This window comes from Paraburkholderia sp. BL6669N2 (assembly GCF_003387275.1).
Taxonomy (GTDB): Bacteria; Pseudomonadota; Gammaproteobacteria; order Burkholderiales; family Burkholderiaceae; genus Paraburkholderia.
This window is the reverse complement of record NZ_QUNA01000002.1, coordinates 1703653-1728266: the sequence shown is the minus strand read 5'-3', so window position 1 is coordinate 1728266 and position 24614 is coordinate 1703653. Positions and strand designations below refer to the sequence as shown.

Genomic DNA, 24614 nt, shown 5'->3' with positions numbered 1-24614 from the left:
CGATGGACACCCGGAAGTCCGGCGTCGAGTTCCAGCATTTGCCATCGCCGAGCCTCGTGAGGCTCCCGGGTCAGAAGCGCTCGGCTATGTACTTGAACGGATAGTCCGGATCTTTATAGCCATCGGGTTTTTGTCTCTTCGGCAGCGTAATTTTCTTGCGCGGCGTTTCCTGATAAGGAATTCTTCCGAGCACGTCGCTGATGATGTTAAGGCGCACGCGCCGCTTGTCGTTCGAATTAGCTACATACCACGAAGCGATATCGGTGTCCGACGCTTCGAACATCGCGTCGCGTGCACGGGAGTAGTCATACCATCGGCTATAGGATTTCAGATCCATTTCCGTCAACTTCCAGACCTTGCGTCCGTCGTGGATGCGAGCTTCGAGGCGGCGCGTCTGTTCTTCGGGGCTGACCTCCAGCCAGTATTTAAGCAGGATCACCCCAGAATGGACGATCGCACGCTCGACAAGCGGCACCGCCTTGAAAAACGTCGCGACGTCCTCGTCGGAACAGAAACCCATCACTCGCTCGACCCCCGCGCGGTTGTACCAGCTGCGATCGAAGATCACAACTTCTCCCGCGGCCGGCAGGTACGGCACGTAACGTTGCAAGTACATCTGGCTCTTCTCGCGTTCACTTGGCGCAGACAACGCAACCACACGAAATACCCGCGGACTCACCCGTTCGGTAATCGCCTTGATCGTGCCGCCCTTACCGGCGCCGTCGCGTCCTTCGAACACGATGCAGATCTTGCTTCCCGTTTGCACGACCCATTGCTGAAGCTTGACCAGTTCAACGTGCAGATCAAACAACGCCTTCCGGTATTCCTTGTAAGAGAGAGCGTTGCCTTCCGCGGAAGGCACTTCTTTCCCCCGAGTCTTCGCCATTCCCATATCTCCGCGCGGACGTGACCTGCATAATTTTCCCGTGATCCTTTAGCAAGGTAGGACGCCGGACACCGGAAGGCCATACGACTTTGGTCCAATATCGTCGCTAAAACGTGCGCAGTATCTTGCTGGAGTCCGCCATTGGATCGTCGATCCGACGGGCGTCGCCATGCTATGTCCACGTGCTGATTCGAACAGCGCCATCGCTACCGACGAAGAGGCACTTGTCGTCGCCGCAACAGCATTGGGACTGCTGCCGCGTTCGTGATCGGCGCGAGGAAAATTCACCCTGCGACGGCATTCGCCCGCCGCCGCGTGTCGACATGCCATGAGCGCGTTCGGCCGGGTGACGATAAACACATGCCAACCGCGGCGAGAGACCTCATGTACGCTATCGGCCTGATGGATCAGGGAAACATCGACACCCGCGAGCCGGTTCTGGACACCGTCGATCGGGTGTCCGAATTGTGTTTTGGCCTGTTTATGGCGCTAACGTTTGTCGGCGCCGTGTCGGCCGTCACAGCCGGCGAAGGTGCCGGGCGGAAAATGTTTTATACGGCGCTGGGCTGCAACCTCGCGTGGGGCCTCGCCGATGCGGTCATGTTTCTGGTCCGCACGCTGACGAATCGCGGCCGGCGGCTGAGGCTTGCGCTGACCGTGAGACATGAGCCGGATGCGGCGGCGGGAGTTCGCGCGCTTCGTGCCGCATTGCCCAGGTGGGTCGCGCCGCTGATCGCCGATACGGAACTGGAACTCATCCGGGCGCGCATTGCCGCCATCCCGGATTTACCGCAACGGCCGCGCTTTTTGCGGGCTGACATGGTCGCAGCGTTGGCCATCTTTCTTATCGTGGTCTCCTCGACGTTTCCGGTTGCCTTGCCGTTCGTCGTGTTCAGCCACGTCCCGACTGCCTTGATCGTCTCGCGTGCATTGACGATCGTCATCCTGTTTGGCAGCGGAATAGCGCTGGGCCGTCATTCCGGGTTCGGTGAATGGAAAGCGGGATTGGCCATGGCAGCGCTCGGCGTACTGCTGACCATGGCGATCATTGCATTGGGAGGATAAAGCGGGCGCGGCTCGCCGGACCGCGTACCGGGCCGGCTACAACCTCACGTGCTCGGCTCCCCGCGCCGCGACCGCCGATCAGGTCGCCCGGCGTAAGACCAAGGTCTGATTTTCCGATTGTCGCATCGTGACATTATGTAATCGGAGACGTCGCCACCGACGCGCCCGTTCACCGAAGACGCGACAGCTTGCATGTTCGCGGGGGACTGCTCGTCTGTGCCATGTGGACAGGAGCGGCAGCCGCGTGAGGACTTCACGGGTGATTGTGCACCGCTGCGTTGCTCGCTGGATGAGCCAGTAAGGCGAGCCGGATTGCGGGCAACCATTGGATCGCGATTGGGCAGGGAACAAAGCGGCCAGAAATCGAGCTGGCAGTCCGCACTGTAACCACAATGGAGGTCGATAATGAACAGACGGAATTTTATGCAAAAGATCGCGATTTCAAGCGCCGCCGCGAGTTTGACTTTGACGGGGTGCACCGCGACATCCGGCAGCGGCAAGAGTCCTGAAACTGACGCGGCAAAGCGGCAAGAGATCAATGCAGCCGTGGACGGCACGTTGTCACGATTGGCCACGACAGTAAAAGGTTCGAGTGAACTGGTCTCGAAGGCTCAAGGGGTGCTGGTTTTCCCATCGGTGAAAAAGGCGGCCTTCGTCGTCGGCGCCGAGCACGGCGAGGGTGCGTTGCGAGTGGGTGGCGCGACAGTCGGCTACTACAACACGACCTCCGCTTCATTCGGACTCCAGGCGGGGGTCCAGTCGACCGCGGTCATATTTCTCTTCATGACGCAATCCGCGCTGGACGGTTTCCGCAATTCGGCGGGGTGGTCGGCTGGAGCCGACACAGGAGTCTCGGTCGCGAAAATGGGTGCCAACGGCGCGATAGATACAACATCAGCGACCTCGCAAGTGGTTGCGCTCGTCTTGACCAACGTCGGTCTGATGGCGGATCTGTCGCTCGCCGGGACGAAGGTGACCAAACTTGATCTGTAAGCGTGCGCTACGCGCTCTGGCATACAAAGTTAATCAGCATGCTTAAGGAATGCCATATTGATTCGAACCTCCGCATAGCGGACGGCGCGGTACGATGCGATCAACGTTCGTGAGCTGGCCAGGTCGGCACGTCTTTATTATCATTTGGCGCGCGCAATGATCGCTATTGATGGCGTGGAGGGCGATTTTACCAGGAGACTCATAATCTGATTCACGCAGTGCACACAGATCTTTCCGGATAAAAAGCTTGTTGTACATCCGCTGGTGGCAATAGGACGACGCACGGGATATATCTAAATAGTCCTTTAGACCTCCGGCCCGTTGCCGCCTGGATATTGTCCGCTGATCGCTATATGACGCGAATTCACGGTGCCCGGTAAGGGCATACTTGCATGTGCGCAGGCCCGTGCTCGATTCACACGAGGAGATGCACCGCTACGTTGTATTTAGCAAGGCTTTTCAACGTTCAGATAAGTGCTAGCGAGTGTTCTTACAGTACGCATCGGGCACGGATTGCAAGTCTCAAAAAAGTCTTTCATAAACCTTCACATCCTTGCCTGAGGCTCTATACTGTTTTCAAGTTACCGATGCTCCAGGTTCAACGCTAAGAATCAGTATAGTTGACCGAATCCCCACGTGGCGAGACGGCGACTTTGGACATGCACTCAACATTGGTGACGGAGAGACCAGTGATCAATCTGATCGTGCGTGGCAAAGACCTGGTGCAAGGCATGGTCGGTATCGCCATGTCCTGCTACGTGGCCCGACTGCGCTCGCCTCGAGATGTCCACCGCCAGTCGCGTGCGTCACCCATCAGCGCCCGTTCGCCTCGGGAACGAGCATATTGGCGGCTGAGAACACCAGGCGCGAAATCATTGGCGTTTTTTGGCGACCTTGCGGATCAGCCCGAAAAATGGATTGCTGCCAATGAGCGCGAGCTTGCCAATGCAAAGCCGGGACGGCACGCACATGCAGGCGCAAGCGCGGCCGGTCTGCAAGCAGAACGCTGCGGCAGGCGCGGGATTCTGGACGAAAGAATTCATTTGCGGGACGCGCTTGAAATGTTGCCGCTCGCGATGCTTACGCTCGATCGGAAAAATCAGATAGTCTTTGCGAACGCCAGAGCGATAGAACTGTTCGGCTACACCAGCGAAGAATTGACCGGCGCACCGATCGAGATGCTGTTTCCGGTCCATGCCTGGCAGGGTTGCGATTCCATGGCCGAAGACCGCGGCACCCGTCACAGGAGCGCCGATCGGGCGACGACACAGGTGCTGGTCGCGCGCCGGCGCGACGGTGAAGGGTTTCACGTGGAAGCCGATACCAGCAGATACAGCGCGTCTGATCAGGGTTTGCAGATCATTGCCATAGCAGGGCTCGTGGCCTGCCGCGAAGTGGATCAAAACCGCAAGGAAATGGCTCATCTGGTGCGGGTTTCATCTTTGGGAGAACTAGCGAGTTCTCTCGCACACGAGCTGAATCAGCCGCTTACCGCTATCCTGAGCAACGCGCAAGCGGCGCAGAAATTGATTGAATCGGAGAAGGTCAATACGGCGGAACTCCGTGAGACATTGGGCGATATCATTCTGGATAATCGGCGCGCGAGTGAAGTTATCCAGAAGATCCGGACGATGGTACGAAAAGGTGACCTGGAGCTGCAGCCGGTAGATATCGGCGATGTGGTCCGCGACATTGCCCTGCTCGTGCATAGCGACGCGGTAGCGCGGGAAGTTCGCACCGAATTCGACATCGCCGACAATCTGCAGACGTTGTTCGGCGATAGGGTTCAACTGCAGCAGGTGTTGCTCAATCTGCTGCTGAACGCCTTCGACGCGGTGAAGGATTGCGATCCGGCTGAACGCGTCATCGAAACAACGGTGCGAGAGGGGGTCGGGGGCGGAGTACGCATTACGGTGAAGGATCGAGGTCAAGGGTTGACCGTCGACAAGATGAATAAAATATTCAGGCCATTCTTTTCGACGAAGCCCCAGGGACTCGGTCTTGGTCTTTCCATCAGCCGCACGATCGTCACAGCGCACGGAGGCTGGTTATGGGCGGAGAACAACGAGTGCAAGGGAGCGTCGTTTCACATAATGTTGCCTCAGAAAGCGGCTGTACGAAGGGGGCCCCGCGGGTCGCCATAAATCCGGACACCGCGCGTGTTTTCATCGTGGACGACGACGAGCAGGTGCGATGCGCGCTCTCCCGACTGCTTCGCGTATCCGGTTATCTGGTCGAAACTTTCGACAGTCCCGAAGCTTTTCTGGATAGAGCCGACCTCGCCAGCGTACCTGCATGCCTCATTCTGGATTTGCAGATGCCGGGCATGTCGGGGCTTGACGTGCAGCGCAATCTCAATCAGCTCTTGCCTATCGTTTTTCTGACCGGGCACGGCGATGTCGGGTCGAGCGTTGAAGCAATGAAGGGTGGTGCGCTCGATTTTCTGCCCAAGCCGGTATGCCAGTCTCTCCTGCTTGCCGCGGTGGACCGCGCGCTAAAGGTCGCTTGCATGGAGTGGGCGAAGAGGAGCGAAAAGGCCGAGCTGCAGGAACGGCTCGATTGTCTCACGCACCGCGAGCGTGAAGTCATGGCGCTCTTATTGACAGGGCGTCTGAACAAGCAGGTCGCCAGCGATCTTGGCGCGGCTGAAAAGACTATCAAGATTCATCGCGCCCGGGTGATGAAGAAGATGAAGGCGCGATCGATTGCCCAACTGGTTCGGCTCGCGGAAAAGGTCGGCATGGACGCGGCCGACGACCTATAAGTTTGCATTGCCCCGATCGGGATTGCGCGGGAAGGGAGGCCGGCGCAATTCCATCCTGTTGACGCCGCTAGTGGACCAAGGTCCTATATCTCGCTTTAAAATCTCACGTTACGCTGGAACTCCGAACGGGTTTTCTCGTGGAGCGACCGCGCTTTCGCATATCAAAATGGTCAACCCCAATCAGATCGTTGCCATAGTCGACGATGATGAATCGGTATGCCGAGCCATCAAGCGGCTGCTGCGCGCCTCAGGTATTGAGGCGGAGACGTTCTCCAGCGGCGACGAATTCTTGAATACACTCTCGGCGATTCCGTCGTACCGGCCTGCGTGCGTTATTCTCGACATCCAGATGCCTGGCACAGGCGGACTGGAAGTTCAGCGTCAACTTGCGCCGATGGGCCTGCCGGTCATCATGATCACCGCGCACGACGAGTTCTCCGTCAGACAGACCGCGCTCGCGTCAGGCGCTGCCGCCTATCTGCGAAAACCGTTCAATGCCGCCATCCTGATCAAGGCTGTGGAAATGGCGATGAATGGTCCGCTGCGCCCTTGAAGTATCCGTGCCCGGCCGGGCGATATGAGACCAAGGTCTGATTGCCTCTCTGTATTTCAGCTACCAAACTGACCTACATCAGCGCGCGGCTCAAATCGCCAGCCGTCGTCGTGCGCGGGTTACTGCGCGCGCAGCGCTCAAAGAAAAAGCCGGAGTACGTGATGAAACCAGGGCCCACCTTACTCGCTTCTGCAATTGCGATTCTGTTCAGCGCCATTGCATTCGACACGTCGGCCGCCGACTTCGATGGCAGCAAACGACTCATCTGCGCGACGATCGACGCGCATTCATGCGATCCCGGACTAACCTGCAGCCGCTCTTTACCGGCGGATATCGGAGCGCCCCGGTTTCTCTCGCTCGACTTCGACAAGAAGGTGATCATCGGACCCGCGCGAACGACGCCCATGCGTATCGCCAGCAAAGATGCCAATCAAATCATCATGGACGGGACAGAGATGGGATTTGGGTGGACCCTGGTGCTCGATTCGACCGACGGATCAATGACATTGACGATCGTCAATAGCGACGATGCGCTGGTGCTCTTCGGCAACTGTACGGTCTTGTGATCAGGCGGGCGCGCAATGAAAACTGTCGCCATCCATCATTCCGCGCGGGGGCCGCATTGTCTCAGTGCTGCGGACACCTCGGTTGTCTTTCATCGTTCGTGGCGCGCGCTGCTGCTGATGGCAGCGGCGATGAGCTTGCTCGCCGCCTGCAAAAAGCAACCTGCCGCGCCCGCCGCCGCCGCGCCGGAGGTGACCGTTACGACCGTCGTACAGAAGGACACGCCTGTCGATTTCGAATTTACCGCTCAGACCCAGAGTTCCCGCGAGGTCGAGATTCGTGCTCGCGTGGACGGTTTTCTCGACAAACGCCTGTACGTTGAGGGGCAACTCGTCAAGGCCGGGCAGACGATGTTCCAGATGGACCGCAAGCCGTTCGAGGCCGCGCTGCAAACCGCGAAAGGACAACTCGCGCAGCAGCAGGCGCGTTATCAGGTTGCCAAGGCGAACCTGGCGCGGGTCGAGCCGCTCGCTGCTCAAAACGCGTTGAGCAAGAAAGATCTCGACGACGCGATAGGCAACGAAAAGCAGTCCGCTGCCGCAGTGATCGCGGCAAAAGGGGAAGTCGATACGGCACAGCTCAATCTCGGCTATACGACGATCAAGTCCCCCCTCGCGGGTCTGTCGAGCTTTGCACGCCAGCAGGACGGCAGCTATGTCACGGCGACTTCCAACGGCTTGCTGACCTACGTTTATCAACTGGACCCGATGTGGGTGAACTTCAGCATCTCCGAAAACGAGATGTTGAAGTACCGGGACCAGATTGCAGCAGGTCTTCTGAAATTCCCGGAGCACGACAGTTTTGTCGTCAAGCTGATTCTGGCCGACGGGTCGGTGTTCTCGCAGGTCGGCCGTATCGACTTTGCGAATCCTGCTTTCAGCACTGAAACGGGGACCTTTCTGGTGCGGGCGGTATTCGATAATCCGAAGGGAGCATTGCGGCCCGGTCAATTCGTGAAAGCACGCGTTTCCGGGGCCATCAGGCCCAACTCGATTCTCGTGCCGCAGAGGTCCGTATTGCAAGGCTCGAAGAGTCACTTTGTCTGGGTCGTCGACGACCAGTCCAAAGCGCACCAGCGGGTTGTCGAAGTGGGCGATTGGCAAGGCGACGACTGGTTCGTCTCGGAGGGACTCAAGCCGGGCGAGCGCATCGTGGTGGATGGCGCACTGCGTGTCGCAGCGGGAGCGCAACTCAAGATCGTTAAAGGGCCGTCCGCGGAGAAGAACGCAGCGCCGCCCGGACCTGCCGGGTCTGAAAGTGCGGCGCAGGCGCCTGCACCTTCCACGCAGGCCAAGGAGTCTGAGGCGCAAGGAACCGGTAGCGGTGCGACCCAATGAAAGGCCGACCGATATGAGCATCTCGCACTACTGCATCGATCGGCCGATTTTCGCTTCGGTCATTTCGATTGTCATTACGCTAGGTGGGGCGTTGGCGATGCTCGCCCTGCCGGTCGCGCAGTATCCCGACATCACTCCGCCGCAGATCACCATTTCCGCCACGTATCCGGGCGCGAACGCGGAGGTTGTGGCGAACAATGTCGCCGCGCCGATCGAGCAGCAGGTCAATGGTGCGGACAACATGATCTATATGAATTCGTCGAGTTCGTCCACTGGCAACCTGACGATCAATGCGTACTTCCAGATCGGCACGAACCCGGAACTGGCTCAAGTCGACGTTCAGAACCGCGTGAATCTCGCCTTGCCGCAACTGCCCCAATCGGTCCAGGCGCAGGGCATTCAGGTGCAGAAGAAGTCGTCCGCCTTCATGATGGTGATTGCAATTTATTCACCTTCCGACCGCTACGACTCGGTCTACATCGCGAATTTCGCCAACGTCTACGTGCTCGACGCGATCAAGCGGGTGCCGGGCGCGAATCAGTCCAGTATCTTCGGCAATCCGGATTACGCGATGCGTATCTGGCTGAAGCCCGATCGGATGGCGCAATTGGGCGTGACAGCCGCGGACGTTCAGCGCGTGGTGGCGAACCAGAATCAGCAGTTCGCCGTGGGCAGTATCGGGCAGTCGCCTACGGGAAAATCGGTTGAGCAGTCCTTTGCCGTGACGACGACTGGCCGTCTGACCGAGCCGTCCGAGTTCGAAAATATCATCGTGCGCGCTGCGAATGGCGGGGCGGCAATCGTGCGCCTCAAGGACATCGGGCGTGCCGAACTGGGGCAAAAAGATTACTCCATCCGCAGCCGGTTCCAGGGCAAGCCCGCGACCGTCCTCGCTGTTTATCAGCAGCCGGGCGCGAATGCCCTCGATGTCTCGAAGAGCGTTCGCGCAACGCTGGCGGAACTGAAAAAATCGTTTCCGGAAGGCATGACTTATGAAATCGCCATGGATACGACCGAGTTCACCCGGTCCTCCATTTCCGATGTCATTCACACCTTCTTTGAAGCGCTGGTGCTCGTCGTTATTGTCGTTTTCGTGTTTCTGCAGAGCCTTCGCGCGACGCTGATTCCGATCGTGGCGGTCCCGGTCTCGATTGTCGGCACATGCATGTTCATGCTTCCGCTGGGGTTCTCGATCAACATGCTGACCCTGTTCGGGATGGTGCTCGCCATCGGGATCGTGGTCGACGACGCAATTGTCGTGATCGAGAACGTCGAACGAAACATCACGGTGCTCAAGCTCAATCCCAAAGATGCCTCCAAAAAGGCCATGGACGAGGTGGCGGGACCAGTCGTCGCCATCGTGCTGGTGCTGTGCGCGGTGTTCGTACCGGTGGCGTTTCTCGGCGGCATCACAGGCCAAATGTACAAGCAGTTCGCCATTACGATTGCGATATCGGTCGTGCTGTCGGGCATCGTCGCGCTGACCTTGTCGCCGGCGCTCGCCGCGTTGCTGCTGAAGAGTTCCCACCACGAGAAGAAGGGCTTCTTCCGCTGGTTCGATAAACAGTTCGCGCGCATGACATCGGGCTATTCGCGAGCGGTCAGGCTGGTAATCAAGCGATCGATTTTCGCGCTGGTGTTTTTCGTAGCCATGATCGTACTCGCGGTGCTCATGGTGCGGTCGATTCCCTCCGCGTTCCTGCCACCGGAGGACCAGGGCTATCTGCTCGGCGCGGTCGTCATGCCCGACGCGGCGAGCCTCGACCGTACCGGAGAAGTGTCCCAACAGGTCACCGACTACTTCATCAAACAGCCGGCAGTCGGCAGCATCACGGTGGTCGACGGATATAGCCTGCTTGATAACCAGAACAAAAACAACGCAAGTACTTTCTTTGTCGGTTTCAAGAGCTTCGATGAACGCTATTCTTCGGACAACATCCGCACGCAGAACGCGCGAACCGTCTTGCAAGATGCGTACCGCCATTTCGCCAACGTGAAAGAGGGCGTGGTGATTCCCGTCAACCCGCCATCGATTCCCGGTCTCGGCACGACCGGCGGCACGGAAGTGTGGATTCAGAGCAAGGGCGACTCGAGCATCGCGCAACTCGCGGAGGTTGCGCAAGACTTCGTTCAGAGGGCGAAGCAGCGTCAGGAACTCGCGGGCGTGACTTCGACGTTCAACGCCTCGTCGCGGCAACTGCTGGTGCAGGTGGACCGCGACAAGTCCGAGACGCTCGGCGTGCCCGTTGAAGACGCGTACAGCTCGATGCAGACGATGTTCGGCTCGCTCTACGTCTCGCAGTTCAACCGCTCGAGCCGGCTCTGGCAAGTGATCTTGCAGGCTGAGCCGTCGTACCGGCTAAAGCCAGGCGACCTCGATCAGATCTTCGTGCGCAGCAAGACTGGCACGATGCTGCCGATGACGTCGGTGGCCACTTACCAGTTTGTCGTGGGCCCCGATCTGGTCACGCGCTTCAACAATTTTCCCGCGATCAAAATCACGGCGAACGCCGCTCCCGGATTCAGCTCCGGTCAGGTCATCTCCACCCTGGAGGAACTGGCGACGCAAATGCCGGCCGGCTATGACGTCGCCTGGAGCGGAGAGGCTTACGAGGAACGGCAATCGGGCGGCACGTCGGGGCTCGTCTTCGTGTTCGGCCTGGTGATGGTGTTCCTCATCCTCGCCGCGCAGTACGAGAAGTGGAGCTTGCCGTTCGGCGTGCTGATGGCGGTCCCGTTCGCGCTGTTTGGCGCACTGCTCGCCATTCTGCTGCGCGGCCTGAGTAACGACGTCTACTTCCAGATCGGCTTGACGATGCTGGTTGCGCTCGCGGCCAAGAACGCGATCCTGATCTTCGAATTCGCGGTGCTGAACCGCGAGACCGGCGCGTCGGTGTTCGACGCCACCATGACGGCGGCGGAAGAGCGCTTGCGTCCGATCGTGATGACGTCGCTGGCCTTCATTCTCGGCTGTGTGCCGCTCGCGATTGCGACGGGCGCGTCGGCCAACAGCCGCCATTCGATCGGCACGGGGGTGATTGGCGGCATGATCGGCGCGACGGCCATCGCCGTATTCTTCATTCCGATGTTCTATTACCTGCTTGAGTCGATGTCCTCGCGCTCCAGTGGCGGCAAGCAGAAGTCCGACCCCGGCGCAGCCGGAACGACGCGGGAGTCGGGCGCCGCGGAGCCCGGCCTGCCGCCGCACGCGCCGTCGCAAGAGAGCCCTTGACATGAACGCGACCGCTTTGGCGCGCCTGCTCGCTTCGGCCACGCTGCTTGCGCTGGGCGGGTGCCTGCTCGGCCCCAATTACGTGCGGCCCACGGTGGAGGTGCCGGCAACGTATCGCTTTGCGCAGGGCGAGGCGGCCGAGATTGCCAACACGACGTGGTGGGAGCAGTTTCAGGATCCGGTGCTCGACCAGTTGATCGCAACCGCGTTGCTGGAGAACCGTGATGTCAAGATCGCGGCCGCGCGGGTCGACGAGTTCCAGGCGCAGTTCGTGACGACGCGTTCCGCGCTGTTTCCACAGGTGGTCGCGGGCGCGGATGCATCTCGCCAACGCGCGTCTCAGGCGAGCGGAATACCGATACCGAACGGCGTCAGCCCGATCTACAACCAGTTCGACGCGACCGTGTCGGTGGCATGGGAAATCGATCTTTTCGGCAAGGTTCGCCGCCAGACCGAGGCTGCCCGCGCTAACCTTTTGGCCAGCGAGGAAGGCCGCCGGGCCACCATTCTGACGCTGGTCAGCTCCGTTTCATCAGCCTACATTAACTTGCGCAGTCTTGATCGGCAGCTTGAGATCGCGAAGTCGACCGTGGAAAGCCGCGACGAATCGGTCCGGGTTTTCACGTTGCGCTTCAGGGGCGGCGAGGTGTCGCAAATGGAGCTGGCGCAAAGCCAGTCGGAATACGAGGCAGCGAAAGCCACCATCCCGCAGCTCGAAGCGCAGATCGGCCAGCAGGAAAATGCGTTGTCCGTGCTGATCGGCAAAAACCCGGGCGCAATTCTGCGCGGCCGCGAACTGTCGACGTTGGGCTCGCCGCAGATTCCGAACCAGCTGCCTTCGGACTTGCTGGAACGCCGTCCGGATCTGCTGCAGGCCGAGCAGGCCCTGGTGTCGGAAAACGCGCTGATCGGTGCGGCCAAGGCGCTTTACTTTCCGTCCATCTCGCTGACCGGGCTGTTTGGTACGGTCAGCACGCAGTTTTCAAACCTTTTCACCGGCCCGGCGCGGGTATGGTCTTTTGCCGGCAGCGTGACGCAGCCTATCTTCACGGCGGGCAATATCTCCGGGCAGGTGCGGCAGGCCGAGGCGCGTCAGCAGGAAGCGCTGTTCGCATATGAGAAAGCGATTCAGGTGGCATTCCAGGAGGTCGAAGACGCGCTCATCTCCGTGCAGAAGACGCGCGAGCAACTGGCCGTGCTGGCCAACCAGGTCGAGGCGCTGCACACCTACGCGCGGCTCGCGCGTCTGCGTTACGAAGGCGGTTACACGAGCTACATCGAAGTGCTCGACGCCGAGCGCAGCCTCTTCAACGCACAACTGAGCTATACGCAGACCCAGGGAGCCGAGTTGACTTCATTCGTCAACCTCTACAAGGCGATGGGCGGCGGCTGGGTTCTCGCCGCTGAGAAACTGTCCGTTCCACCGGCCGCACCGCCCGCACCGGGCACGCCGTCGCCGGACACCACGCCCGCCGCGCCCGTCGCGCGTGGCACGGCGCCGACGGGCGACCCAGCGGTCGCGCTGGAGGCGAGATGACACGCGGGGAAATCATTGCTTGCGAGGAGTGCGACATGCTCCAGCTTGCAGCGCCTCTGTCGCCCGGCGGTTCGTGGCGTTGCCGTCGTTGTCGCGCGGAGCTCGGCAGGGAACGTACGAACGGGCCCGAACGTGCTCTCGCCTTTACCCTTGCGTCCGCCGTGCTGCTTGTCATCTCCAACGCCTTTCCTATCGTGGGTTTGTCGGTCAACGGCCATCTCGTCCAAACGACACTGGCCGGGTCGGTCCGCGTGCTCTACGCGCATGGCACCTGGCCGCTCGCGGCGCTGGTCTTCCTGACGACGATTCTGACGCCGGTGCTGCAGACCCTGGCCATGCTGTGGCTGCTCGTGCCGCTGCGTCTGGGACGTGTGCCGTGGCACGCGGTCGAGGGCTTCCGGCTGTTTCAACTGGCGCGGCCGTGGGGCATGACCGAGGTTCTGATCCTCGGTCTGCTGGTCGCGCTCGTCAAGCTGACGCATATCGCGAAGGTCGTGCCAGGCACGGCGTTGTGGTCGTTCATGGTGCTGATGTTGTTGCTCGCCGCGGCGTCGGCGACGTTCGATCCGCGCGAGATATGGTCGCGCATCTGCGCCCTCAAAAATGCCGACGGCGCGTGGCGGCTGCCTCCCGTGGAGCAGCACCGCACGGCGGTGACGGCCTCCGCATGCGGGCTCGCGCTGTGCGAAGAGTGCGGGCTACTGGTACGCGATCCGGCGCGATCGGGCGAGCAGGGCTGCCCGCGTTGCAGAGCGCGCTTGCATATGCGCAAGCCAGCGAGCATCTCGCGGACGTGGGCGTATCTGTCGGCGGCAATCGTGCTGTATATCCCCGCCAATGTGCTGCCCGTGATGAAAACGAGTTCGATCTTCGGGGCGCAGAAAGACACGATCATGAGCGGCGTGGTCTATCTGTGGGTATCCGGTTCATGGCCGCTTGCCGTTCTCGTGTTCATCGCAAGCATCGTGGTGCCGATGCTCAAGATCCTTGGCCTTGCGTATCTGGCGGTCTCCACCCAGCTTCACTCGCAATGGCTTCCCGAGCAGCGCACCAGAATCTACCGCGCCATCGAACTGGTTGGGCGCTGGTCGATGCTCGATATCTATGTCATCACGATGCTCGTCGCGCTGGTGCAATTCCAGGCGCTGGCGACGATCGAGGCCGGTCCGGCATCGATAGCGTTCGGGGCGGTGGTCGTGTTGACACTGCTGGCGGCGATGGCTTTCGATCCGCGCCTCATCTGGGATGCAGCGGAGAGCGCTCATGTCACGACCAAATGACGAGCCGGATCTTCCCGAACTCCCCCTGGCGGATTCCGTTCCACGCTCGCGCTGGCGTATGCAACTGGTGTGGCTCGTGCCGATCGTGGCGGTGCTGATCGGCGGATGGCTGGCTACGAAAGCGATCCTGGAACGCGGCGAGAATATCACCATCAGTTTCAAGACCGGCGAGGGCCTTGAGGCCGGAAAGACAAAGGTCAAGTTCAAGGACGTCGATATTGGCGTGGTCGAGGCCGTGAATCTCTCGCCGGATCATAAGAGCGTCGTGGCGAAGGCAGAGGTGGCTCGCGACGTGGCGAGTCTGCTGGTCGAGAACACCCGGTTCTGGGTCGTGCGCCCGCGCATTTCAGGCGGCACGGTCTCGGGGCTCGGCACGCTGCTCTCCGGGTCGTACATCGACGTCGATGTGGGCAATGCCGCGAAAGCGCGGCGTGATTTCGTCGGGCTCGAAGAGCCCCCGGTGTTTGCGAGCGACGTGCCAGGGCGGGAGTTCATTTTGAAGGGTGCGGGTCTCGGCTCGCTGGACGTAGGCACGCCCATCTATTTCCGCAGACTCCGGGTCGGCCAGATTGCTTCTTACAAACTGGACCCGGACGGCAAAGGCGTCACGGTGAAGGCGTTCGTCAATGCGCCTTACGACCAATTCGTAAAGACCGATACGCGCTTCTGGCACGCGAGCGGGGTAGACATGGCGTTCGACACGAACGGTCTGCGGGTCGAAACCCAGTCGATCGTTTCCATCATCATCGGCGGCGTGGCGTTCGAGTCGCCGCCGGAGTCGCAGGAAGTGACCAGCGCCGCCGCCAATACGGGATTCGAACTTTACGCAACGCGCGCCGACGCGATGAAACAGCACGATCGGATCGTCGATAAATACGTCGTCAATTTCATCGATTCGGTGCGCGGCCTGACGGTTGGCGCGCCGGTCGATTTTCGAGGTGTAGTCGTCGGCGAGGTGACGGCGATCTATACACGCTTCGAGCCGGCACAAAACCGTTTCAGCATTCCCGTCGAGATAGCGATCTATCCCGAGCGCTTTACGTCACGCTATCAGAACGGGCGCGACGGAGGGCGTCTAAGCGACAACCCACGTGGACTAGCCGACTATCTGATCGAACATGGATTCCGCTTCCAGCTCAAGAGCGGCAATCCGTTGACGGGTCAGCTTTACGTCGCGTTGGACTATTACCCGGATGCGCCCAAGGCGAAGATTGACTGGAGCAAGTCGCCGCCGGAATTGCCTGCCATACCGCGCACGCTTCAGTCGCTGCAAGACTCGGTTACACGCTTGCTGACCAAGCTCAACAATATTCCGTTCGAGGCGATCGGCAACGATGCGCGTACGACGCTACGCACGACCAACTCGATGATCTCCCAGCTCAATAACGAGGTCGTCCCGAAGGCGCGTGACACGTTCACGTCGGCGCAAACCGCGCTCGATTCCGCGAATACCGCGCTGCAACCGGATTCGTCGCTGCAGCAATCCACGGAACAGGCGATGCACGAAATGACCCGGACGGCAGCCACGCTGCGCACGCTGGCCGACTATCTGTCCCGGCATCCGGAAGCGCTCGTGCGCGGCAAGTCTGAGGACAAGCCATGAGGTACGCGACCGCATGTCTGATTCTCGCACTTGTCACCGGCTGGTTCGGCGGATGTAAATCGCCATCGGCCAGTTTCTACACGCTGAGCCCCGACCGCTCTCTCGCCAACTCCGGCACAACGCGCTCGATCGCCGCCGTGATCGGGCCAGTAACGATACCGGACCTCGTGGATCGGCCGCAAATCGTGACCCGGGTCGGAGACAACGAGGTCGAGATCAACGAATTCGCCCGTTGGGCGCAACCGTTGAGCGGCGACATCGGCGGTGTGATTGCCGCCAACCTTGCCGTGCTGCTGAACTCACCGCAGATTTCGGTGTTCGATCTGACGCGCGAGCCGCCTGGCGTATGGCGCGTACGTATCGACGTGATGCGCTTCGAGTCCACACCGGGGCGGGACGTCACCGTCGACGTGCTATGGGCCGTGCGCCCGCCGGGTAATGGCCATTCCGTCACGGGCCGCTCTGTTGCGCGCGAGGCGGTGTCCGGTCCGGGCTTCGATGCGCTCGTTGCCGCGCACGATCGCGCGCTGGCGTCGGTGAGCCGCGATATCGCGGCGGCGGTGCAGGGGAGTCCGGCTCAGTGACGCGGCGTGCGGATCGTGCATCGACATCGTGGTGCAACGCCGCGCGCAGGGTAACGATCGAGGAGCAAATATCATGGCTGAACTGATGCTGGGCAACGTGGAAGAAAGCGTCTCCGATGAGGAAATCGGGGCGTTCCTTATCCGGTATGGCTTCCCTCAATTCAGTACGATCCGCCGTATCCCGGGCGCGGGCTCCCGGCCCGCGGCGCTGGTGATTTTCGACGACGTGACGGCGGACGGGTTGCGCATGCTGCAGCCGCGCGTCCACAACCTGTTCTGGAAGGGCCGCACGATCACCGCGTTGCTTCTTCCGGAGCGCGATGAATCATAGAACGCCCGGAGCCGCGTATGGGTCTGCTGTCGTGGTGGTCGTCGAGACGCCGCGCGTTGGCAACAGGGGACGGGGGCCGGTCGCTGTTGGCGAGCGAGGCATCGTGCAGCTTCACGGAAGGGGCGCGACTGCAGGCGCAGCTCGATGAGAACGATCGGGCTTTGTCCAATCTGGGCCTGAAGACAGAGGCGCTGGAGCGCGGCTGCAGATGGTCTGCAAGGTACTCGCGTTGCCGGGTGCCCATGTTCGACGGAAGGCGGTCGGGTGGTCTCGCCTCAATCGGTCCGTCGAGGGACGAAGTGGCCCTGACCGTCCTGATTGCCTTGTGCTACCAACTTATCCGGCTGGTCTATCCACGCGCGGAGCAGATGGTAAGTGACGGCAAGGATAACCGGGCCGATGAACAGACCGACTGCTCCTATTGCGATCAGACCGCCTAGTACACCCGAGAGGATGAGCACCATCGGCAGCGCAACCGCGCGACGGATGAGTATCGGCCGCAAAATGTTGTCGAGCGCCGAGACGGCGATGGTCCAGACGAGCAGCACGCTGGCCGTCAACTGCGCGTCATGCATGAATAGCCAGATCACGCAACCCAGCATGGGCAGCAATGGACCCAATTGTATGAGGCACATGACAAGCATCAACGCGCTGAGCACACCGGCGAATGGAATGCCCGCGAGCCAGACCCCGACAGCGCCGAGCGAAGCCTGCACGAGTGCCGTGACGACGACGCCGAGTGCGATCGCGCGGATCGACTGACCTGTGAGGTGGATAATGTTCGCGCCGTTCCCGGGCGCCACTCGCAAAGCCAAAGCGGTCGCGAGGGCGACCGCAGCCTCGCCCTGGCCATAGAGCAAGCCGCACACGATAAGCATCAGTATCAGATGCACGGCAAACGAGCCGACAAGACCCATCTGAAGCAGAAGCCATTTCGCGACGACGGCGGCGTAGGGTTCCACCTTCGCGAGGATGCCCCCCGGACCCGCGTCGGACAGCTTTTGCCACTCATCCGTTACACGATCCATTAGCGGGACACTGCCGAGCCAATGAGGCGGCGACGGAAGTGCGTAGCCAGGCAGGCCCTCCACGAAGTTCATGATGTCGGCCGTATGGCCGGCAAGCGTCGACACCGCGGCGTAGGTGGGGATGCATATCACCACGATTTCCAGCAACAGCATGACGGTGACGGCGAGTCCGCGCCGTCCTCCGAGCCACGGCTGGATTCTGAGCATGAGCGGCCATGTCGTGACGACAATCGTGGTGCCCCAGATCAACGCGGGCACGAACGGATGCACGATATAGAGGCTGCCGCCAATGAGCAGCAGAAGCGTCCCGACAGCCAGCACGATTCGGGCTAGATCTACTTGGGGCCGAATTACCTGGCGCTGCGGCTCGGGAGAGGATTGGGCCAAATCATCCATTGTCTGTTCGGCTCCGGTTCAACTGTGCAATCAACCCTGCGTGGCCACCTGGCTACCTGGCTTGAGGTTCGACGGAAATTGCCACGGCTTCGTTGTAGAGCACTTCCAACCGGTCCCCCTTTTTGATCAGCTTGAGCTGGTCGGGATCCTGTACGACAAGGTCCACTGAATTGCCTTGCGGGCCTTTCAACGTAATCGCGCCGGTCTGGTGGTTGACGGCGGTCACGCTGGCCATGACCGTTATCTCCCTGCTTGCCGAGCCGCCGGGTTTGGCGCCCATCGGCGCTCGCTCCAAGGTCTGGCTCTCGTTGACGGCCAGGGGTGCGCCGCCCTTTTTGAGCGTGACGGTAACGGCCTGCGAATACTCCGCCGTGACGACGTCGCCGATCTTCAGCTGGTCGAAGTTGCGTGCTTCTTCACTCACCACGACTTGCACGACCTTGCCTTTGGCGTCCTTGAGCCACACCGTTCGGGTGGCCGGCTCGATACCCACCACAGTCGAGCTCGTCTTCACTGTGCCCTTCATGGATACTTTGCCGGGCGCGCTGTTGACCGCCACTTGTGGCTCTGTCTGGGCGGAAGCCATAGTAGCGAAAGACACGAACGCCGCTGCGACGATGAGTCTGCTGTTTCTCATGCTGCTCTCCTTGAACGCCTGCGCGCACGTCGACTTAGGCCCGAATGGCCGCCGGTCTTTCATGACAGGGCGGATTACTCGGCTTACACGCTAAAGTTCATTTGATGGAGTAGCCACGACCTTCCATACACGCGGCATAGGCGCGATTGAATGTGTCCATCGAACCCTGTGTCTGGGACTGTGTCGATGCCGCGGCCGCGCGCCGGTTCTGCCGCGCACGCGATCCGCCGACCATCGTACCGGTTGCGGCTCCGATCGCCGCCCCTTTGCCCGCATCGCCCGCTATGGCTCCGATGACCGCGCCTCCGGCAGCGCCACGTGCGGCGCCCTGAACCCGCTCGCCGCCGCCCACCGCCGGTCCGGAAGGCGGAGGCGGGGCGTTGGCCATCGCCGCCGGGTCCACGCCGGTGTTGTTCTTGGCCCACGAATAACAGGCGCCGTCATCCTGCTGTTGCGTTTGCGCGCTTTGCCCTTTCGCGGGATAGGCAATTGGCTTCGATTGCGCCATACCATCGCATGACATCGAACCCGCTAAAGCGGCGAGAAGAATGTACTTTCTCAACGTGATCACGGCGACTCCTTGCGTAAGTCCACACCTATGCGGACCGCCGGCTGCCTTTTTGGACGAGCGTGAAATCGAAGCTGGCGTGGGTGTTGAGTCCTGTCAGGATCGAGCGCTCGGCGAGGTGTCGGCAGCGATGGCATCTTCGCTCTCATCATTGCGTCCAGGGCATGCAGTGCGCAATCGGACCAAGGTCGTATTTGCAACAGGGCACCCGTCGGGTCCAAACTGTTTGTAGGGCACGTGTGTCTCGTTTCCATTGCTTCGGATAACTGTCTTTTAAAGGTCGTTTAAAGGCCGCAAGCCTGCTTGAGTGTGAAGAGTGAGGGGAAGCAACAATGGACCGCGTTATGCGTGCTTTTGAACGGATCATCCCGTTTGAGTGGGCGCCCGACAGGTGGCCGCGAGCGATCGTCGTGCAGGAACTCAAGTTGCCCCGGATCTCGATCCATGCGGTTATCGTCGCAATGCTGGCGCTCTACGTCATGTCGTCCGCCACGGTCTCAATTGCGCAGGCCCCCGCGGCTGACGTCGGCGCGGCCGCCGTTCCCGCTGCGACGCTCGACAAACTTGTCGGACCCATTGCGTTATATCCGGACGACCTCGTCGCCATCATTCTTCCCGCCGCGACTTACCCGGTGGAGATCGTGCAGGCGGATCGCTTCCTCGATCAGCGCAAAAGTGACAAGTCGCTCAAAGTCAACGAGAACTGGCACGATCCCGTGAAGGCCTTGCTGAATTACCCCGAGGTCGTCAAAAGAATGAGTACGGATCTCGACTGGACGATCAGCGTCGGCGAAGCCGTCGTCGCCGATCAGGGCGCGGTACTGGAGGCGGTGCAGCGCTTCCGGCGTCAAACGCAGGCGGCGGGTCAGCTCAAAACCGACGACAAGCAGGTCGTGGTGGTGGAGAAGGAGGTGATCAAGATCGTCCCGGCCGACCCGCAGGTAATTTACGTGCCGCAATACAACCCAACCACCGTCGTGGTAGCCGGCGCGCCTCCGAGTTATGCCTACCTGCCTGCACCTTATCCGGCCTACTACTATCCGTACGCTCCGGGTGCGGCGCTCGCGACGGGCCTGATATGGGGAGCGGCGATTGGCGCGGCCTGGAATGGCGGACACTACGAGGCTCATTACGGAGGCGGCGGCAATAACAACATCAACATCAACCGGGAGAGGAACGTCGAGCGAGGCGATCGGGAAAGGAATGTCGAGCGAGGCAATATCAACACGGGCGATGTCAACCGCACGCGAGGCCAGGGAGGGCAGTCGTCCGCATGGCGATCCGAGAAGAAGCCAGGCCAGGTGAGCGGCACGACAGGCCGCGCCGCCGGCATGCAACGGGTCGGCGACGCACCGGCCCGCGGCGCCGCGGGAGGTGGTAATGCGGCTTCGGGAGGACGGCAGCAAACGGCTCAACGTCCGGCTACGCCGGCCACGAGAGACCAGGGTGCTCAGCGCCCCGCTTCGGCGGGCACGCGGGACCAAGGCGCGGGGGCCTCGCAAAGGGGCGGGGGCGATGCGTTTAGCGGCTACGGATCGGCGCGCGACGCACAGGCGAATAGTTCAAGGGGCGCGGCGAGTCGTCAGTCGTTCTCCGACTCCCACAGCCGGGCTTCTGGCCATTCCGGCGGTGGATTTTCATCGGGCGGCGGCCGGGGCGGTGGCGGTGGCGGCGGGTTCCAACGTGGCGGTGGTGGCGGCCGCGGTGGTGGACGGCGATAGGGGATGACAATGACTGACCCGATCAGGACCGGCACGAACCGGCGCGCGGAATGGCGGCCCCGCCTGGCAATATGGTGCGGGTTATACGCGATGGTTCTCGCATTGCTGATTCCGCTTGGTGCCTTTGCCGCGGAGCAGCGCACGTTCGCGACGCCGGAGCAGGCGGTCACCGCTTTGTCCGAGGCGCTGAAGGCCCGCGATGAAGCGACGCTGGTCGCCATTTTCGGCGAAGCGCACAAGCGCCTGGTGGTGTCGCCGGATCAGGCGGAGAACGAAGCGAATTGGGCCAAGGCGAGCGCGGAACTGGATGCCTTCCATGTCCTCGATGAAGCCGGACCGGACAGGCGGATTCTGCTGGTCGGCGACGAGGCTTGGCCGATGCCGATCCCCATCGTGAAGGAGAAGGGTAGCTGGCGGTTTGCCACGGAACTCGGCGAGGAAGAAATCCTCAATCGCCGTATCGGCGCAAACGAGCGCGAGGCAATCCACGTGCTGCGCGCCTATGTCGAAGCACAGCGGGAATATGCGTCACGTGATCGAACCAACGATGGCCTGCTGGAATACGCGCAAAAACTTGCCAGCACGCCCGGCAGGCAGGACGGCCTTTACTGGCGGACGGACGAGAGCAGCGGTGAGGAAGCCAGTCCATTCGGACCGCTGATCGCCGCCAGCTCAGCGTATCTGAAGGGCCACCAGGCGGGTGACGCTTATCGGGGATATCACTTCCGCATCTTGACGCGGCAAGGCAAGAACGCGGCGGGCGGCGCCTTCAGCTACATCATCAACGGGCACATGCTGGCCGGTTTTGCGATGGTCGCCTATCCGGCCGAATATGGCACGACCGGTGTGATGACTTTCGTGGTCAACAACAACGGGGTGATTTACCAGAAAGATCGTGGCGCGAACGCGCCGCCCGTCACGGTGTTCGATCCGGACCAAACATGGCAGCGCGTCAACGATCCCTATTGAGGCGGTCGCCGCGTTTTATGCCCGGCTCCAGTGGGGCGCCGGCGGCTTCGACGGTACGACAGTACGACAGCGTGGCTACGCAGGCATCTAGGACCAAGGTCCGATGTGGACCGCGCAGACCACCGACTATGCTTGAGGAGCAGCACGGCCCGGCCCGGGGGCATCGCGCACCATATCGTGCAACGGCGTGCGGCCGTGCTCCTGTCGAGTTTGCTTCCGTCTGCGAGGCGCTACGTTGACCAACGAATCCAGCGTCACCGAGCCGGTGACGGATCAGATGCCCGCGCGCGGGTGGCGCAACGTGTTTCCGCCCGCGCAATGGCTCGGAGCCTATCAGCCTCGATGGCTCGTGAAGGACGCGGTAGCCGGAGTCACGCTCGCGGCCTACGGGATTCCGGTTTCGCTCGCGTATGCGCTGCTGGCCGGTTTACCTGCGCAATACGGTATCTACGGTTATCTCGTCGGGGGACTCTTCTACGCACTGTTCGGCTCGTCGCGCCAACTCGCGATCGGTCCGACTTCGGCGATCTCGATGCTGGTCGGCGTGACCGTCGCGGCGATGGCCAACGGCGATCCGGCGCGCTGGGCTTCGATCGCGGCGCTCACGGCCGTGGTGATCGCCGGCATGTGTCTGGTGGCCTGGCTGCTACGCTTGAGTTCACTGGTCAATTTCATCAGCGAGACGATCCTGCTCGGGTTCAAGGCGGGCGCGGCGTTGACTATCGCGATGACCCAACTGCCTAAACTCTTCGGGGTCAAGGGTGGCGGAGAGTCGTTCTTCGAGCGGATTGCCGTGCTCGGCGGGCAGCTGGGGCAGACCAATCTCGTCGTGCTCGGATTCGGTCTGGTCTGCATTGCGTTGCTGCTGCTCGGCGAAAAATATCTGCCGGGGCGTCCGGTTGCGCTCTTCGTCGTGATCGCGTCGATTGTCGTGTTGTCCGTCACGCCGCTGGCCAGTTCTGGATTCAAGCTGGTGGGCGCCCTGCCTCAAGGGTTGCCTGAATTCCGCCTGCCAGGGCTGCGGATACGCGATGTCGATGGCGTCATTCCACTCGCTTTTGCGTGCCTGTTGCTGGCGTACGTCGAAAGCGTTTCGGCCGCGCGCGCGCTCGCGCAGGCCCACGGTTACGAGATCGACGCGCGCCAGGAACTGCTCGCTCTGGGAGCCGCAAATCTGGCTGCCGGATTATTCCAGGCGTATCCGGTCGCCGGCGGACTTTCTCAATCGTCCGTGAATGACAAGGCGGGCGCGAAGACTCCGCTTGCGCTCGTATTCGCGTCGATTGCCATCGGGCTCTGTCTCATGTTCCTGACGGGTCTGCTCGCCAACTTGCCCAATGTCGTGCTGGCGGCCATTGTGCTGGTGGCCGTGAAGGGATTGGTCGATATCGGTGAGCTACGCCATCTCTGGCGCGTCAGCCATTTTGAATTCGCTATCTCCATGGTCGCGTTCGCGGCGGTGCTGGTGCTGGGAATTCTGAATGGCGTGATCGTCGCGGTCATTGTCTCGATGCTCCTGATCATCCGGCGTGCCGCGCATCCTCATGTGGCGGTGCTAGGGCGTATCCCTGGCACGCGAATTTTCTCGGACATCGAGCGGCATGCCGAGAACGAGGCGATTGCGCATGTGCTGACCGTGCGCGTCGAGGCGTCGCTGCTTTACTTCAATGTCGAGCATGTGCGCGAGACCGTCTGGCGGAGAATCCGCGCAGCTTCCGAGCCAGTCGAACTGGTGATCTGTGACCTGTCCGCGTCGCCGGTTGTCGACCTCGCGGGCGCGCGGATGCTGAAGGCGTTGCACGACGCGCTGCTGGCCGCCGGCACGGCGATGAAAGTGGTTGCCGCACACGCGGAGGTGCGCGACATGCTTCGTGCCGAGGGGCTCGAAGACCGTTTTGGCCACATCGGTCGGCGCGGCTCGGTGGCGGACCTCGTCGACGAGTTTCAGTCGCAGGGGAAAATTGCCGATGGCCCAGGTGTGGCACCACGGGCCGCTACGTGATATGTGGCCGTACCGCTATCAACGGAGATGATCCATGCAAGCGCATTCCCCCCTGACCGTCCATTTGTTCGCGCGCCGGCTCGCCGGCGCCGCGTTGCTGGCCGGCGCGACTTTTAGCCATGCCGCGAATCTGAATTTCCTGAAAGACACGCCGGTGAGCTACATGAAGGAAGCTGACCGTAAAGCGCTCAACGACGCAGCCCAGGTGGCGCTCGAAACCAAGAAAGATGGCGAATCGATGGAATGGAACAACTCGGGCACCGGCAACTCCGTTTCGATCAAGGGCACGGTGACTCCGCGCGATACCTCGAAGGAGGGCGACAAAACTTGCCGCACCACGACGCTTGTCGCGATCGCAAAAGGCCAGACGCAAAGCTGGACGCCGACTGTCTGCAAACAGGGCAGCGGCCCCTGGAAGATCCTCAGGCAATGAGCCGAGCGTCGCAACGGGCGACGCCGACCGGGGAAAGTTTTTCCTGGAGAGTGCAAATGAGCAAGCGGGAAACGCAGGATACCGGGAAGGCGGCGGGGCTCGCCGCGCTCAGTCCGTTCGGAATTCAAAGA

21 protein-coding genes are annotated in these 24614 nt (G+C 61.3%); 17 read left to right on the top strand and 4 right to left on the bottom strand.

Features of this window, described 5'->3' with window-relative positions; genetic code table 11:
- Positions 1-70: 70 nt before the first annotated feature.
- Positions 71-886, bottom strand: a complete 816-nt coding sequence (gene ppk2 / locus B0G80_RS30230) for a polyphosphate kinase 2 (RefSeq protein ID WP_116121613.1) — start codon at positions 884-886, stop codon at positions 71-73.
- Between the two features lie 384 nt (positions 887-1270).
- Here ppk2 and B0G80_RS30225 point away from each other — a divergent pair, with 384 nt between their 5' ends.
- The 13 genes from B0G80_RS30225 to B0G80_RS30165 all read left to right on the top strand — a co-directional run bounded on the left by B0G80_RS30225 (position 1271) and on the right by B0G80_RS30165 (position 16729).
- Positions 1271-1951 (top strand): hypothetical protein, encoded by a 681-nt coding sequence (locus tag B0G80_RS30225; RefSeq protein ID WP_106278377.1) that lies wholly within the window; start codon positions 1271-1273, stop codon positions 1949-1951.
- A gap of 405 nt (positions 1952-2356) precedes the next feature.
- Positions 2357-2944, top strand: coding sequence for a YSC84-related protein (locus B0G80_RS30220; RefSeq protein ID WP_116121612.1), 588 nt, complete (start codon positions 2357-2359; stop codon positions 2942-2944).
- A 689-nt stretch (positions 2945-3633) separates the two neighbouring features.
- Positions 3634-5088, top strand: a complete 1455-nt coding sequence (locus B0G80_RS30215; protein ID WP_116121611.1) for a nitrogen regulation protein NR(II) — start codon at positions 3634-3636, stop codon at positions 5086-5088.
- The gene (locus B0G80_RS30210; RefSeq protein WP_408969452.1) at positions 5085-5708 is read left to right on the top strand and encodes a response regulator transcription factor; all 624 of its coding nucleotides are present in this window, start codon (positions 5085-5087) and stop codon (positions 5706-5708) included. Before B0G80_RS30215 ends, B0G80_RS30210 begins: the two co-directional genes overlap by 4 nt.
- A 166-nt stretch (positions 5709-5874) precedes the next feature.
- Positions 5875-6261 carry a response regulator transcription factor gene (locus B0G80_RS30205; protein ID WP_116121609.1) on the top strand — a complete coding sequence of 129 codons (387 nt, stop codon included), beginning with the start codon at positions 5875-5877 and terminating at the stop codon, positions 6259-6261.
- Between the two features lie 110 nt (positions 6262-6371).
- Positions 6372-6827 (top strand): hypothetical protein, encoded by a 456-nt coding sequence (locus B0G80_RS30200; RefSeq protein ID WP_258879076.1) that lies wholly within the window; start codon positions 6372-6374, stop codon positions 6825-6827.
- Positions 6828-6944: 117 nt separating this feature from the next.
- Positions 6945-8162, top strand: a complete 1218-nt coding sequence (locus B0G80_RS30195; RefSeq protein ID WP_408969450.1) for an efflux RND transporter periplasmic adaptor subunit — start codon at positions 6945-6947, stop codon at positions 8160-8162.
- A gap of 13 nt (positions 8163-8175) precedes the next feature.
- Complete coding sequence (locus B0G80_RS30190) at positions 8176-11394, top strand: efflux RND transporter permease subunit (RefSeq protein WP_116121607.1); 3219 nt, start codon at positions 8176-8178, stop codon at positions 11392-11394.
- Position 11395: 1 nt separating this feature from the next.
- The gene (locus B0G80_RS30185; RefSeq protein WP_116121606.1) at positions 11396-12931 is read left to right on the top strand and encodes an efflux transporter outer membrane subunit; all 1536 of its coding nucleotides are present in this window, start codon (positions 11396-11398) and stop codon (positions 12929-12931) included.
- On the top strand, positions 12928-14211 hold the full coding sequence (locus B0G80_RS30180) for a paraquat-inducible protein A (RefSeq protein WP_116121605.1): 1284 nt from the start codon (positions 12928-12930) through the stop codon (positions 14209-14211). The genes B0G80_RS30185 and B0G80_RS30180 overlap by 4 nt, the downstream gene beginning before the upstream one ends.
- Positions 14195-15814 (top strand): intermembrane transport protein PqiB, encoded by a 1620-nt coding sequence (locus B0G80_RS30175; protein WP_116121604.1) that lies wholly within the window; start codon positions 14195-14197, stop codon positions 15812-15814. The genes B0G80_RS30180 and B0G80_RS30175 overlap by 17 nt, the downstream gene beginning before the upstream one ends.
- Positions 15811-16398, top strand: coding sequence for a membrane integrity-associated transporter subunit PqiC (locus B0G80_RS30170; protein WP_116121603.1), 588 nt, complete (start codon positions 15811-15813; stop codon positions 16396-16398). Before B0G80_RS30175 ends, B0G80_RS30170 begins: the two co-directional genes overlap by 4 nt.
- Positions 16399-16471: 73 nt before the next feature.
- Complete coding sequence (locus tag B0G80_RS30165; protein ID WP_106277869.1) at positions 16472-16729, top strand: RNA-binding protein; 258 nt, start codon at positions 16472-16474, stop codon at positions 16727-16729.
- 275 nt (positions 16730-17004) lie between these two features.
- On the opposite strand, the gene ydiK is transcribed toward B0G80_RS30165, so the two are convergent.
- From ydiK to B0G80_RS30150, 3 genes are all read right to left on the bottom strand, one after another.
- Entirely contained in the window at positions 17005-18153 is a 1149-nt protein-coding gene (gene ydiK, locus B0G80_RS30160) for an AI-2E family transporter YdiK (protein ID WP_116121602.1), read from the bottom strand.
- A 52-nt stretch (positions 18154-18205) separates the two neighbouring features.
- Positions 18206-18790, bottom strand: a complete 585-nt coding sequence (locus B0G80_RS30155) for a hypothetical protein (RefSeq protein ID WP_116123770.1) — start codon at positions 18788-18790, stop codon at positions 18206-18208.
- A 97-nt stretch (positions 18791-18887) separates the two neighbouring features.
- Positions 18888-19313 carry a glycine zipper family protein gene (locus tag B0G80_RS30150; protein WP_106278373.1) on the bottom strand — a complete coding sequence of 142 codons (426 nt, stop codon included), beginning with the start codon at positions 19311-19313 and terminating at the stop codon, positions 18888-18890.
- A gap of 389 nt (positions 19314-19702) precedes the next feature.
- Here B0G80_RS30150 and B0G80_RS30145 point away from each other — a divergent pair, with 389 nt between their 5' ends.
- The 4 genes from B0G80_RS30145 (at position 19703) to B0G80_RS30130 (ending at position 24483) form a co-directional block, all read left to right on the top strand.
- Positions 19703-21079, top strand: a complete 1377-nt coding sequence (locus tag B0G80_RS30145; RefSeq protein ID WP_258879075.1) for a DUF3300 domain-containing protein — start codon at positions 19703-19705, stop codon at positions 21077-21079.
- 3 nt (positions 21080-21082) lie between these two features.
- Positions 21083-22048, top strand: a complete 966-nt coding sequence (locus B0G80_RS30140; RefSeq protein WP_258879074.1) for a DUF2950 domain-containing protein — start codon at positions 21083-21085, stop codon at positions 22046-22048.
- Positions 22049-22325: 277 nt separating this feature from the next.
- On the top strand, positions 22326-24050 hold the full coding sequence (locus B0G80_RS30135) for a SulP family inorganic anion transporter (RefSeq protein ID WP_116123768.1): 1725 nt from the start codon (positions 22326-22328) through the stop codon (positions 24048-24050).
- A 34-nt stretch (positions 24051-24084) separates the two neighbouring features.
- The gene (locus tag B0G80_RS30130; RefSeq protein WP_116121600.1) at positions 24085-24483 is read left to right on the top strand and encodes an RT0821/Lpp0805 family surface protein; all 399 of its coding nucleotides are present in this window, start codon (positions 24085-24087) and stop codon (positions 24481-24483) included.
- The last annotated feature ends 131 nt before the right edge of the window (positions 24484-24614 follow it).